Here is a 13,059-nt window from a genome sequence, read left to right as displayed (position 1 = left end):
AGCCAGGCGCCGCACATGATTGGTGAGACGGTTGATGATTATTTATCAGGTATATCCGCGCAGCTTTTACGACTCGAACAACGATGGCATCGGCGACCTGGCCGGCATCGAGCAAAAACTTGCGTATATCAAGAGCCTCGGCGTCGACGCGATCTGGATCAGCCCCTTCTTCAAGTCGCCGATGAAGGACTTCGGCTACGACGTATCCGACTACCGTGCGGTCGATCCGATCTTCGGCACCATGGACGACTTCAGGAGCCTGATGAAGCGCGCCCGCGCGCTCGGGCTCGGCGTGATCGTCGACATGGTGATTTCCCATACGTCGGAAGAACATGCGTGGTTCAAGCAGAGCCGCGCGCGCCAGAACAGCAAGTCGGACTGGTACCTGTGGGCCGATCCGAAGCCGGACGGCAGCCCGCCCAACAACTGGGTGTCGGTGTTCGGCGGCCCGGCATGGCGCTGGGACGCGGAGCGGCGGCAGTACTACTTCCACTCCTTCCTGTCCAGCCAGCCCGACCTCAACATGCACAACGCCGGGGTGCAAAACGCGGTGCTGGCGGAAATGGATTATTGGCTCGACATGGGCGTATCGGGTTTCCGTTTCGATGCCTGCAATCACATTTTTCAGGACGAAATGCTGCGCAACAACCCGCCGCGTGACAATCCCGGCGACGCGCTGCATCCCTACGGCTACCAGGTGCATGTGTACGACCAGGGGCGGCCGGAGATGCTTCCCTTCCTGGAAAAGATCCGCAAGCTGCTCGACGCCTACGGCGCCTTCAGCCTGGCGGAAGTGGGCGGCACCGATCCCCTGAAGCTGATGGGACAGTACACCCGCCCCGGGCGCCTGCACTCCGCCTACAGCTTTGCGCTGATGCGCCCGGACTACAGCGCGCCCTACGTGCGCAACGTGATCGCCACGCTGGAAGAGCATATCCAGGGGCCGAGCAACGCCTGCTACGCGATGAGCAACCATGACAAGCCGCGCGTGGCGACCCGCTGGCAGCAGGGCCGCGAGCGCGACGCCACCGCGCGCGAGCACCTGGCGCTGCTGTTCGCCATGCGCGGCGACATCTGCCTGTACCAGGGCGAAGAGCTGGGCCTGCCGCAGTCGGATGTGCCGTTCGAGCGCCTGCAAGACCCGTTCGGCATCTCGTTCTGGCCGAAATTCAAGGGCCGCGACGGCTGCCGCACGCCGATGCCGTGGAATAACGATCAGCACGGCGGCTTCAGTGCGGCCGAGCCGTGGCTGCCGGTCGATCCGATACATGTCGACATGAACGTGGAGCGCCAGGAAAGCGATGCCCGCTCGACCCTGCGCTTTGCGCGCGAGATGATCGCGCTGCGCAAGTCCCGCCCGGAACTGCACAAGGGAAGCATCGAATTGCTCGACGCGCCGGAAGGCGTGCTCGCGTTTGCCCGCAGCCACGAGGGCAGCAGGATCGTGTGCCTGTTCAACATGGATACCGTGCCGAGAAAGATTCTGGAGTTTGGCTACGGCGACCTCCTCTTCGGCCAGCATGCCGATATCGACGGGAAAAATGTCATGCTGGGCGTGAGCGGGTTTTGCCTGCTGCAGGCATAAGGGCCATTCCAAAACGCAGGGCGGGGCGCCCCCCGCCCCCCGCCCTACTCCTCCATGTCCGCCAGGCGCAATTCCCTGGGCACGCGATTCGCGAACACCATCACGCTGAAGCCCTGCACATCCACCGAGCCTTGCGTCACTTCCCGCACCCGGCTCTCTTCCCCGGCGCTGTCGGCGAGCAGATACCAGCGCCGAGGAAGAGCGCCGGGCGCCGGGAAGCTGAACGTGATCGGCTCATGCCAGGCGTTGATGAACAGCAGGACGATGCCGGTGCGCCCATCCTCCTCGATGCTGGCGCGCTGCACCGCCAGCGCCCGCGCCTCCGGGTTTTGCCATGCCTCCGGCGCTACTACCTCGCCGCGCTCGTCGAACCAGGCAATGTCCTGCACGCCGGGCGCCAGCTCCGCGCCGTAATGAAACCGATCTGACTGCAAAGCGCAAAAGCTATGCCGGATGATTCCCAGCCGCGCGACGTAGGCGACCAGCGAACCGCCGGCCGGCGTTTGCGCCAGCGCCCAGTCGACCCATGAAATATCGTTGTCCTGGCAATACGCATTGTTGTTGCCGCGCTGCGTGCGGCCGAACTCGTCCCCGGCCAGCAGCATCGGCGTGCCCTGCGCCAGCATCACCGTGGCGAGCATGGCGCGCCGCACGCGCTCGCGCCGCGCCAGGATGGCGGCGTCGTCGCTCGGGCCTTCGGCGCCCCAGTTCGCGCTGTAATTCTCGGAATGGCCGTCGTTGTTGTTTTCCCCGTTGGCTTCATTGTGCTTTTCGGAATAACTAACGACATCCTGCAAGGTGAAGCCATCGTGCGAGGCGACGTAGTTGATCGAGGCCCACGGCTTGCGGTGGCGCCGGCTGAACAGGTCGGCCGAGCCGGAAAGGCGCGCCGCGAAATCCGCGCGCAGCCCGGCGTCGCCGCGCCAGAAGCGTCGCACGCCGTCGCGGAACTTGTCGTTCCACTCCGCGAACCGGGGCGGATGGTTGCCGAGCTGGTAGCCGCCGGGACCGATATCCCACGGCTCCGAAATCAGTTTCAGGCGCGACAGCAGCGGGTCTTGCAGAATCGCATCGAAAAAGCCCGAGCCCGGGTCGAAGCCGGTGCCTTCGCGCCCCAGCGTGGCGCCGAGGTCGAAGCGGAAGCCGTCGATATGGAAGGCCTGCGCCCAGTAGCGCAGCGAATCCATGACCAGCTGCAGCACGCGCGGATGCGATATGTTGAGGGTATTGCCGCATCCGGTTTCATTGATGTAATAACGCTCGTTGCCCGGCACCAGGCGGAAGTAGCTGGCATTGTCCAGGCCGCGAAAACAGATGGTCGGTCCCAGTTCGTTGCCGCTGCTGGTATGGTTGTAGACCACGTCGAGAATGACTTCGATGCCGGCCGCATGCAGCCGCCGCACCGCCAGCCGCATGTCGTTCAGCCCGCCCTGCGACAGGTAGGCGGGTTCCGGCGCGAAGAAGGATAACGGGCTGTACCCCCAGTAATTGCGCAAACCCTTTTCCAGAAGAAATCGATCCTGCATGTAGGCATTGACCGGCATGAGCTCGATCGTGGTCACGCCCAGCCGGTGCAGGTGATCGATGAAGCGCGGATTGGCCAGCGCTGCGAAGGTGCCGCGCAAGTCGGCGCGCAGGTCCTCGCGCAGGATCGAAATGCCGCGCACGTGTACTTCATAGATGACGGTCTTGGACCACGGCACGACGGGGCGGCGGTCTTCGCCCCAGTTGAAGACGTCCTCCGCCACGACCGACTTGGGCATCGCCGGCGCGCTATCGCGCCGGTCGAAACTCAGGTCGGCGCGCGCCGAACCGAGCCGGTACCCGAACAACGCGTCCGACCAGCGCAGCGGTCCCGACAACAGGCGCGCGTACGGATCGAGCAGGAGCTTGTGGGGGTTGAAGCGATGCCCCTGCTCCGGCTGGTACGGGCCGTAGGCGCGGAACCCGTACAGCAGCCCCGGGCCGGCTTCCGGCAGGTAGCCGTTCCAGACTTCGTCCGTACAGTCGGGCAAGGGGAGCCGCGCGACTTCATGCCGTCCGGCGGCGTCGAAGATGCACAAGTCGACACGCTCGGCATTGGCGGAAAACACGGCGAAATTGACGCCCTGCCCGTCAAAGGTCGCGCCCAGCGGATAGGGACGCCCAGGGCTCAGGCGGCCCGGGATTTCAAAAAACATGCGTACAGGATCTCCGTAAAATTTTTCTGGCGATATCCTCCTCCCCGCCGGCACCCCGGCCTTGTTGTGCGGGCGCCCGCCTTGCCGCTTTCATGCCGCTTTCATGCCGCCTTCATGCGGTCTTGTATTCCGGGATGTCCGCGTCCGGCATTTCCGGCTGCGCCACGAACAATTCCCTTACATCGCTCGCGGCGATCTCGCGATACGCGGCGATATATTTCTCGACTGGCTGCGACCAGGAAAAGTCGGCAGACATGGCGTTGCATTGGATCGGATGCCATTCGGACGGATTTTCATAGAGCGCGAAGGCGCGACTGACCGCCGCTGTCATGGCGTCGGGTTCTTCGCCGTCGAACAGGATGCCGCTCGCCCCATCCGGAGGTGCGCCCGACAGGCGGGCATCGGCGACTGTATCGACGATGCCGCCGACGCGCGAGGCGATCGGGATCGTTCCATAGCGCATCGAATACAGCGGCGTCAGCCCGAACGGCTCGAAGCGGCTGCCGTGCAACAGCATGTCGGCGCCGGCATGCAGCGCATGCGCGCGCTTCTCGTCGTAGCCGATATGCACCGCGACCCGTTCCGGGAAGCATTCCATCAGCCCGGAAAAGCCTTGCTCGTACCTGCGCTCGCCGCGCCCGAGCACGATCAATTGCGCGCGCGCATAGCGGCGCAACACGACCGGCAGCGACTCGAGCGCGACATCGGCCATCTTCTGGTGCGTGATCCGGCTGCCGACGGCAAGAATCGGGGCGAACGGGTCCGGCGGCAAGCCGAACAAGGTTTGCAATTCGCGTTTGCAACTGCTTTTTCCGCGCGGGTCGGACAGGGTGAAGTTGCGCACGATGAGGGCATCGTCCGCCGGATTCCAGGTATCGGTATCGACCCCATTACGTATGGCAAGAAGAGCGCGCCGGCGCTCGTTGAGCAACCCATCCAGGCCGTGCCCGAAGCGCGGCGTCAGGATTTCCGACGCATAGGTATCGCTCACCGTCGAGATGCGATCGGCGTAGCGGATGCCGGCCTTCAGAAAACTCAGCCGGCCCCAGAACTCCATGCCGTCCGGGCCGAGCATGTGCTGCGGGATGCCGAGGCCGGGCGCGCAGTCCACGGGGAAATTGCCCTGGAAGGCGAGGTTGTGAATGGTAAACAACGAGCCGACGTCCACGACACGGTGCGCCCGCAGCAGCGCCGGAATCAGGCCGGCATGCCAGTCGTTCGCATGCACCACGTGCGGCGGCGCCAGCGCCGTCTTGCCGCGGCAAACCGCCACGGCGGCATGCGCGAGCGCGCCGAAGCACTGCGCGTTGTCGGCGAATTCCTCGCCCCGCTCGTCCACGTAGGGATTGGCGATGCGCCGCTCGAAGCCGGGCGTACCCAACAGCAGCACCGGTGTCCCGCAATCCGGCATTGCGCCATGCAGCAGGCGGCCGGGTCCGCCCGGCAGGTCAGGAAGAAGCCCGGCCTCTTCCAGGTTGCGGGCCTGCTCCAGCGCGGCTGGATAGCCGGGCATCATTAGCGTCGCATCGATGCCGCGCCGCCGCAGCGTGCGTGCCAGCGAGGTGACGACATCGGCGAGGCCGCCGGTTTTAACAAGGGGAACTGCTTCCGAACAAACGATGAGGATGCGGGCATTCAATGGGGTGGCTCCGGTCTCATGGACGAAGGGGGATTCCGGCACATCACCCGAGGCGCCGGCAAGCTTGAAGCGTCAAATTAATATAGGCGTTGCCCCGATTGCTCACCTGTGTAAAATCAACTTAATGATGTCGATACCCGGTCCACCATAGAGAGAGCCGCCACCATGACTTCTTCCGACAACCGCCAGTCCATGCCGCCGTCCGCCACGCCGCCCCAATCCGGGTTCAGTCTCGAACGCGTGCGCAGCCTGGTCGCCGCGCTGGAACAGGAACTGGCGAATGCGCCGGCCGATGCGCCCGATGTACAGACCTTGAAAGGAGAAATCGCCACGCTCAAGCAGATGCTGGCCTCGCCCGGCGACCAGGAGCGCCAGGTGCGGGAGAGCCTGCATACGGTCCACAACACGTTCCAGGACATGACCGCGCGGGTGGAAAGCGAAGTGCTGAGGGATAGCCCGTATATCGCCGAAATCGGCCGGATTCTGGGCTTGGTGTAGGCCCCCGCGGCCGCGTTCCATAGCGGCTGCACTGCTCACGGAATGCATTTGGACGCCGTGCGGGGGATGCCCTACAATGCGCGGCATGAGCCGTCTCGACATCCTGCTTCCTTTCGCCCTTCCCCCGGCCGAACTCGCCGCCGATCTCCGCAAGGCCCTGCGCGCCCCCGCGCTTGCCACCCTCGTTGCCCGCGCCAGCACCGGGCGCGCACTGCCGGCGGATGAACCGGCGGAGGGGTTCCATCGCGCCCTGCCGCACGAGCGCTGGCTCGCGCAGGCTTTCCGCGCCGCGCCGGATGGCAACAGCAGCCCGCCGATCGCCCCGGCCTTGATGCGCCGGTTGGGCGCCGAACCGGGCGCGGGAAGCTGGTTCGTCGTGCAACCCGTTCACATCCATGTCGCGCGCGACCACCTGGTGCTCGTCGATCCGCGGCAACTGATGCTGCCCGAACAAGATGCGCGCGCCTTGTTCGATATCGCCGCGCCGCTGTTCGCGGATTACGGCAAAACCTTGCATTACGGCGATGCAAGTACCTGGTTTGTCCGCGCCGACGACTGGCACGAATTGCGCACGTCGACGCCGGACGCCGCCAGCGGCCACAACATCGATATCTGGATGCCGCGCGGACCGACCGAACGCGACTGGCGCAAGGTGCAAAACGAAGTGCAGATGCACTGGTTCAACCACGCCATCAATGAAGCACGCGAAGCGCGCGGCCTGAAGCCGGTCAATTCGCTGTGGCTGTGGGGAGGCGCGCCGGCCGATGCCACGCTGGCAAGCAATTACACCGACACGTTCAATCTTTCCGGCTGGACGCGATCGTTGGGCACGACCGCCCCCGCGATGCTGCCGCAAATCCTGGCGTCCCGGCCGCAGCAAGGGTTGGCGCTGCTGGATACGCTGCTGGAGCCGGCGTTGTCGAACGACTGGTCGCGCTGGCTGGACGCCATGCATATGCTCGAAGAGCAATGGTTTGCACCGCTGCTGGAAGCGTTGCGCGGCGGCGCGCTCGACCATCTTTCGTTAATTGCAACAAATGACACCGGCGTAGCGCAATTTGCCGTCAGCCGCCTTTCCCTGCGAAAATTCTGGGTGAAACCCTCCCTGGCGCCGCTCCATTCATGACCCGCATTACTACCCGTTCCTTTTCCTTCCGCAGCGCCGAACTATTGCGCCAGCAAGGCGTGCACCCTGTGCTGGCGCGCCTGTACGCGGCGCGTGGCTTGAACGACATGCGCGAACTGTCCAGCGAACTGGGCGCGCTGATCGCGCCGGCAGGGCTGTTGCATATCGATGCGGCGGCCGCGTTTCTGGCGGATGCGATCGCGGGGGGAAAGAAGCTGGTCATCGTCGCCGACTATGATTGCGACGGCGCCACCGCCTGCGCGGTGGCCTTGCGCGGGCTGCGCATGCTGGGCGCACGGGTCGATTTCATCGTACCTAACCGTTTTGAATACGGTTACGGGCTGACGCCCGAGATCGTCGAACTGACCGTCAGGGAAAAATCGCCCGACATCATCGTCACCGTCGACAACGGCATCGCCAGCATCGACGGCGTGGCCGAAGCCAACCGGCGCGGCATCGAGGTCGTCGTCACCGATCACCACCTGCCCGGCGACGCGCTGCCCAACGCGCGCGTGATCGTCAATCCGAACCAGCCCTCGTGCGGCTTTCCGAGCAAGAACCTGGCCGGCGTGGGCGTGATGTTCTACGTGCTGCTGGCGCTGCGCGCGGAAATGCGCAAGCGCGGCATCTTCGATGCGCAATCGCAGCCCAAGCTCGATGCGCTGCTCGACCTGGTTGCGCTTGGCACCGTGGCCGACGTCGTCAAGCTCGATGCCAACAACCGCATCCTGGTGGCGCAGGGCATCAAGCGCATGCGCGCCGGTCGCATGCAGCCGGGCGTGGCCGCGCTCTTTCGCGCCGCCGGCCGGGAAGCGCGGCGCGCCACACCGTTCGACCTCGGCTTCGCGCTCGGGCCGCGCCTGAACGCGGCGGGCCGCCTGGCCGACATGTCGCTCGGCATCGAATGCCTGACCACCGACGACGAAGGCCGCGCCTGGGCCATCGCGCAGCAGCTCGATACGATCAACCGCGAGCGGCGCGACATCGAGGCGGAGATGCAGGATACGGCGCTGCTGCTGCTCGACACCTTCAATCCGCAGGACAAGACCACCATCAGCGTGTTCGATCCGTCCTGGCACCAGGGCGTGATCGGCATCGTCGCCTCGCGCCTGAAAGACAAGTTCTACCGCCCCACCATCACCTTCGCGCCGGGCGGCGATGGCCTGATCAAGGGTTCCGGGCGCTCGATCGCCGGCTTTCACCTGCGCGACGCATTGGACCTGGTGTCCAAGCACGCCCCCAGCGTGATCACGAAATTCGGCGGCCACGCGATGGCGGCGGGGCTGACCATCCGCGCCGAGGCATTCGACGCCTTCGCCGCCGCTTTCGAGGCGGTCGGCCGCGACTGGCTCACGCAAAACCAGCTCGAGCGCGTGATCGAAACCGACGGGCCGCTGGAGGATGCCTATTTCTCCACCCAGTTCATCGAACTGCTCGACGGCCAGGTATGGGGCCAGGGGTTCGCGCCGCCGGTGTTTTGCGACGAGTTCCGCGTGCTGAACCAGCGTGTCTTGAAGGAAAAACACCTGAAGCTGATGCTCGAAAAGGATGGCCGCCGCTACGACGCGATCTGGTTCGGCCATGCCGACAGCCTGCCCGAACGCACCCTGGTCGCCTACCGGCTGGACGCGAACGAATACAACGGCGTGACAAGAGTGCAATTGATGATCGAGCATGCCCAGGCCGCCTGAACCTTGCCGGACCGCGGCGAACGCGGCTGCCATGCAGAATTCTTCGATTTCGCTGGGGTATAATCTAGGGTTTGATTGCAGAAGAGTTCATCATGGAAGCAGAACGTCTCAATTCCCTGTCAGCCCTGCTCGCGGACCTGTCGACCCGCGCAGCCGAATTACGGAGGTATCTTTGACTTCGATGTGAAGTCGGAGAAACTCGAACAAGTCAACGCCGAACTGGAAGACCCCAACGTCTGGAACGACCCGAAGCGGGCCCAGGACCTCGGCAAGGAAAAGAAATCGCTGGAAGCGATCGTCCATACCCTGATCAAGATCGACAACGACCTGCGCGATGCCAGCGACCTGTTCGCGATGGCGCGCGAAGAGCAGGACGAAGACACGCTGGTCGCGATCGAAGGCGACGCCGAGGAACTGAAGAAGCTGGTCGAAGGCATGGAGTTCCGCCGGATGTTTTCCAATCCGATGGACCCGAACAACTGCTTCATCGACATCCAGGCCGGCGCCGGCGGCACCGAGGCGCAGGACTGGGCCTCGATGCTGCTGCGCCAGTACCTGCGCTATTGCGAGCGCAAGGGCTTCAAGACCGAAATCCTGGAAGTGTCCGAGGGTGAAGTCGCCGGCATCAAGACCGCGACCATCAAGGTCGAGGGCGATTACGCCTATGGCTTCCTGCGCACGGAAACCGGCGTGCACCGGCTGGTGCGCAAGTCGCCGTTCGATTCCGCCAACGGCCGCCACACCTCGTTCTCCAGCATCTTCGTCTATCCGGAAGTGGACGAATCGATCGAGATCGACATCAATCCGGCCGACGTGCGTGTCGATACCTACCGCGCATCAGGCGCCGGCGGCCAGCACATCAACAAGACCGACTCCGCGGTGCGCCTGACGCACGCGCCTTCCGGCATCGTCGTGCAATGCCAGAACGACCGCAGCCAGCACCGCAACCGCGCCGAAGCGTGGGAAATGCTGAAATCGCGCCTGTTCGAACTGGAATTGCGCAAGCGCATGAGCGAACAGCAGAAGCTGGAAGACTCCAAGACCGACGTCGGCTGGGGCCACCAGATCCGCTCCTACGTGCTCGACCAGTCGCGCATCAAGGATTTGCGCACCAACCATGAAGTCGGCAACACCAAGGCTGTGCTGGACGGCGACCTCGACGATTTCATCGCCGCGTCGCTCAAGCAGGGTGTGTAAGCGCTCATCGATATTCCCAATACAGAACGTTCATTCATGACCAACCAAAACGAACAACTGACGCCGGCCCAGGACGAGAATTCGATCATGGCCGAGCGCCGCGCCAAGCTGGCCGCGATCCGCGAACAGGGCGTGGCCTTCCCCAACGACTTCCGCCCCTCTCACAAGGCCGCCGACCTGCACGAGCGCTACGGCGAGCTGACCAACGAACAGCTGGAAGCCGACCCGATCACGGTGAAGGTCGCCGGCCGCATGATGCTGAAGCGCGTGATGGGCAAGGCGTCGTTCGCGACCATCCAGGACGCCTCCGGCCGCAAGGCGGACGGCCGCATCCAGCTCTACATCACCAACGACAACGCCGGCGAAGAGACTCACGCGAAATTCAAGCACTACGACCTGGGCGACATCCTCGGCGCCGAAGGCACGCTGTTCAAGACCAAGACCGGCGAACTGTCGGTCAAGGTGAGCGGCCTGCGCCTGTTGACCAAGTCGCTGCGCCCGCTGCCGGACAAGTTCCACGGCCTGTCAGACCACGAAACCAAGTACCGCCAGCGCTACGTCGACCTGATCATGAGCGAGGAGACGCGCCGCACCTTCCGCGCGCGCACCGCCGCGATGTCCTCGATGCGCCGCTTCATGGCCGAGCACGGCTTCATGGAAGTGGAAACGCCGATGCTGCACCCGATCCCGGGCGGCGCGGCAGCGAAACCGTTCATCACGCACCACAACGCGCTCGACATGCAGATGTTCCTGCGCATCGCGCCAGAGCTTTACCTGAAGCGCCTGGTGGTGGGCGGATTCGAGCGGGTGTTCGAGGTCAACCGCAACTTCCGCAATGAGGGCGTGTCGCCGCGCCACAATCCGGAATTCACGATGATGGAGTTCTACGCCGCCTACGTCGATTACAAGTGGCTGATGGACTTCACCGAAGCGGTGATCCGCCAGGCCGCGGTCGACGCGCACGGCACCGCCTGCCTGACCTACCAGGGCCGCGAGCTCGACCTGTCCAAGCCGTTCCACCGGCTGACCATCGTCGGCGCGATCAACAAGTACGCGCCGCACTACAGCAACGAGCAGCTGCACGACGCCGCCTTCCTGCGCGCCGAGCTGAAGAAGTTCGGCGTCAATCCGCTCGCCAACGCCGGCATCGGCGCGCTGCAGCTGGCGCTGTTCGAGGAAACCGCGGAATCGCAATTGTGGGAGCCGACTTACATCATCGACTACCCGGTCGAGGTATCGCCGCTGGCGCGCGCCTCCGACACGTTGCCGGGCATCACCGAGCGTTTCGAGCTGTTCATCACCGGCCGCGAAATCGCCAACGGCTTCTCCGAGCTCAACGATGCGGAAGACCAGGCCGCGCGCTTCCAGTCGCAGGTAGCCGCCAAGGACGCCGGCGATGAGGAAGCGATGTACTACGACGCCGACTACATCCGCGCGCTCGAGTACGGCATGCCGCCGACCGGCGGCTGCGGCATCGGCATCGACCGCCTGATGATGCTGATCACCGATTCGCCGAACATTCGCGACGTGATCCTCTTCCCGCACCTGCGCCGCGAAGACTAAGCATAGCGTCGCCATACCTACAGAACGGGACCACGCACCGGTCCCGTTCTGCGTTTACGCATGCTGCAATGCTCCTCTCGCCTGCGCGGCCTTTGACGCACAGCAAATGTCGTTACAAAGCCTTACAGGTGACACATTAATCGCCTTTTCTTGGCTGGCGCACGCTCCGATAATTACTCTGTGAAAGAAGTCGACGATTCCCGTCGCAGACGCAGCAACAGGAGCAAATCATGGAAAACAACACCACGACAAAGCGCATGCATCCGCTGGTCGCCGGCGCCGCCATCTCCGTCATCCTGGTCAGCCTGACCGGCGTGGCCGCCATCACTGGCCTGCTCCCGAAGTCGCACAGCACGAACTCGCCGGAACCGGTGGCCGCAGCTGCCGCGCCAGCCGTCGGCGCCAATACGCTCGCCGCAGTCGCGCCGGGCTCGGCCGAGCCTTCCCTTCCCGCCTCAAAGCCCGATGATGGCGATGGCGCCAAGCCGGTGCCCGCACCGCAGCGCAGCTCCGTGCAGCGTGCGCATTCGCAGCCGCGCCATGCCCGCACATCCGAGCCGGTAGCCCAGGCGCCGGCCATATGCTCGAGCTGCGGGCGGGTCGAATCGGTGCAGGCGCTCCACCAGCAAGCCAAGCCGAGCGGCGTCGGCGTGGTCGCCGGTGCGGTGCTGGGCGGCGTGCTGGGCAACCAGGTCGGCGGCGGCAACGGCCGTGCGCTGGCGACGGTCGCCGGCGCCGTGGGCGGCGGCTATGCCGGCAATGAAATCGAAAAACGCAGCCGCGCCACGACCTCCTACGAAGTCCGGGTGCGCATGGAAGACGGCAGCGTCCGCTCCTTCCCGTATGCGCAACAGCCGGGCTGGAGCGTGGGCGACCGCGTGCGCGTGGTCAACGGCCACCTGGCGGAGCGTGCCTGACCGGTCGAACGACATACCCAAACAAAAAGGCGGCACAGGCCGCCTTTTTTATTTGCCGCTCACTATTTGAGGAAGGCTATTTCGCTTCCTCTATCCAGGCCATCTGGATTGCTTCCAGAACCTTTTCGCCGCCGCGCTGGTGGTCGTCGTCGAATCCGTCCAGCCCGAGCACCCAGTTGTGCAGATCGACGAAGCGCACCGTCAACGGGTCGACGTCAGGATATTTGTCGTTCAATTCTTCCGCAATACGCGTGATGTCGGTCCATTTCATGATCCGCTCCCTCAGTGATTCTCGCTGACCTGGTTGATCGTATATTTCGGAATTTCGACCACCAGGTCGTCGTCCCCCACGACCGCTTGGCATGACAGACGCGAGGTCGCTTCCAGGCCCCATGCGCGGTCGAGCAGATCCTCTTCCTTTTCTTCCGCCTCGTCGAGCGAATCGAAACCCTCGCGCACGACTACATGACAGGTGGTGCATGCGCACGATTTTTCGCAGGCATGTTCGATCTCGATGTCGTTTTCAAGCAAGGCATCGCAAATCGACTTGCCCTTCGGCGCTTCGATGACTGCGCCTTCCGGGCAAAGGGTGGCGTGAGGGAGGACGACGATTTGTGGCACGTTCTAACCTTTATAAACGATCGATCAATGGACGGTGTTCAG

The 13,059-nt window shown here is 64.2% G+C and carries 11 protein-coding genes; 7 read left to right on the top strand and 4 right to left on the bottom strand.

Going from position 1 to position 13,059, the window contains the following annotated elements; translation table 11 throughout:
• Positions 1-34: 34 nt before the first annotated feature.
• Positions 35-1,585, top strand: coding sequence for an alpha-amylase family glycosyl hydrolase (locus FAY22_RS05030; RefSeq protein WP_146329202.1), 1,551 nt, complete (start codon positions 35-37; stop codon positions 1,583-1,585).
• A 44-nt stretch (positions 1,586-1,629) separates the two neighbouring features.
• Here the strand turns inward: FAY22_RS05030 and glgX are convergent, their stop codons facing one another.
• Together glgX and glgA are read right to left on the bottom strand one after the other, a co-directional pair.
• Complete coding sequence (gene glgX / locus FAY22_RS05025; RefSeq protein ID WP_146329201.1) at positions 1,630-3,765, bottom strand: glycogen debranching protein GlgX; 2,136 nt, start codon at positions 3,763-3,765, stop codon at positions 1,630-1,632.
• A gap of 112 nt (positions 3,766-3,877) precedes the next feature.
• Entirely contained in the window at positions 3,878-5,404 is a 1,527-nt protein-coding gene (gene glgA / locus FAY22_RS05020) for a glycogen synthase GlgA (RefSeq protein ID WP_146329200.1), read from the bottom strand.
• Between the two features lie 165 nt (positions 5,405-5,569).
• On the opposite strand from glgA, the gene FAY22_RS05015 reads away from it, so the two are divergent.
• From FAY22_RS05015 to FAY22_RS04990, 6 genes are all read left to right on the top strand, one after another.
• Entirely contained in the window at positions 5,570-5,902 is a 333-nt protein-coding gene (locus tag FAY22_RS05015; protein WP_146329199.1) for a hypothetical protein, read from the top strand.
• An 85-nt stretch (positions 5,903-5,987) separates the two neighbouring features.
• A complete protein-coding gene (locus tag FAY22_RS05010; protein WP_146329198.1) occupies positions 5,988-7,028 on the top strand; it encodes a hypothetical protein in 1,041 nt (346 codons plus the stop codon).
• The gene (gene recJ, locus FAY22_RS05005; protein ID WP_146329197.1) at positions 7,025-8,719 is read left to right on the top strand and encodes a single-stranded-DNA-specific exonuclease RecJ; all 1,695 of its coding nucleotides are present in this window, start codon (positions 7,025-7,027) and stop codon (positions 8,717-8,719) included. The genes FAY22_RS05010 and recJ overlap by 4 nt, the downstream gene beginning before the upstream one ends.
• 92 nt (positions 8,720-8,811) lie before the next feature.
• Positions 8,812-9,916 (top strand): peptide chain release factor 2 gene (gene prfB / locus FAY22_RS05000; protein ID WP_146329196.1). Its coding sequence is split into 2 segments (ribosomal slippage): positions 8,812-8,892 and positions 8,894-9,916, totalling 1,104 coding nucleotides; the frame shifts between segments, so codons are not numbered across the junction.
• Between the two features lie 36 nt (positions 9,917-9,952).
• Positions 9,953-11,479 (top strand): lysine--tRNA ligase, encoded by a 1,527-nt coding sequence (gene lysS, locus FAY22_RS04995; RefSeq protein WP_146329195.1) that lies wholly within the window; start codon positions 9,953-9,955, stop codon positions 11,477-11,479.
• A 230-nt stretch (positions 11,480-11,709) separates the two neighbouring features.
• On the top strand, positions 11,710-12,396 hold the full coding sequence (locus tag FAY22_RS04990; protein ID WP_146329194.1) for a glycine zipper 2TM domain-containing protein: 687 nt from the start codon (positions 11,710-11,712) through the stop codon (positions 12,394-12,396).
• A 76-nt stretch (positions 12,397-12,472) separates the two neighbouring features.
• Here the strand turns inward: FAY22_RS04990 and iscX are convergent, their stop codons facing one another.
• Positions 12,473-12,667: a Fe-S cluster assembly protein IscX gene (iscX, locus tag FAY22_RS04985; protein ID WP_146329193.1), complete on the bottom strand. Its 195-nt coding sequence runs from the start codon at positions 12,665-12,667 to the stop codon at positions 12,473-12,475.
• A gap of 11 nt (positions 12,668-12,678) precedes the next feature.
• Positions 12,679-13,017, bottom strand: a complete 339-nt coding sequence (fdx, locus tag FAY22_RS04980) for an ISC system 2Fe-2S type ferredoxin (protein ID WP_146329192.1) — start codon at positions 13,015-13,017, stop codon at positions 12,679-12,681.
• Between the last annotated feature and the right edge of the window lie 42 nt (positions 13,018-13,059).

This window comes from Noviherbaspirillum sp. UKPF54 (assembly GCF_007874125.1).
In the GTDB taxonomy this organism is placed as follows: domain Bacteria; phylum Pseudomonadota; class Gammaproteobacteria; order Burkholderiales; family Burkholderiaceae_D; genus Noviherbaspirillum.
Note: the sequence above shows the minus strand (reverse complement) of the source record. Positions and strands in the feature narration are given on the sequence as shown.

Coding starts and splice junctions, on each gene's coding strand:
- FAY22_RS05030 (WP_146329202.1), top strand. CDS start 35: ATGATTATTTATCAGGTATATCCGCGCAGCTTTTACGACTCGAACAAC.
- glgX (WP_146329201.1), bottom strand. CDS start 3,765: ATGTTTTTTGAAATCCCGGGCCGCCTGAGCCCTGGGCGTCCCTATCCG.
- FAY22_RS05015 (WP_146329199.1), top strand. CDS start 5,570: ATGACTTCTTCCGACAACCGCCAGTCCATGCCGCCGTCCGCCACGCCG.
- FAY22_RS05010 (WP_146329198.1), top strand. CDS start 5,988: ATGAGCCGTCTCGACATCCTGCTTCCTTTCGCCCTTCCCCCGGCCGAA.
- recJ (WP_146329197.1), top strand. CDS start 7,025: ATGACCCGCATTACTACCCGTTCCTTTTCCTTCCGCAGCGCCGAACTA.
- lysS (WP_146329195.1), top strand. CDS start 9,953: ATGACCAACCAAAACGAACAACTGACGCCGGCCCAGGACGAGAATTCG.
- FAY22_RS04990 (WP_146329194.1), top strand. CDS start 11,710: ATGGAAAACAACACCACGACAAAGCGCATGCATCCGCTGGTCGCCGGC.
- iscX (WP_146329193.1), bottom strand. CDS start 12,667: ATGAAATGGACCGACATCACGCGTATTGCGGAAGAATTGAACGACAAA.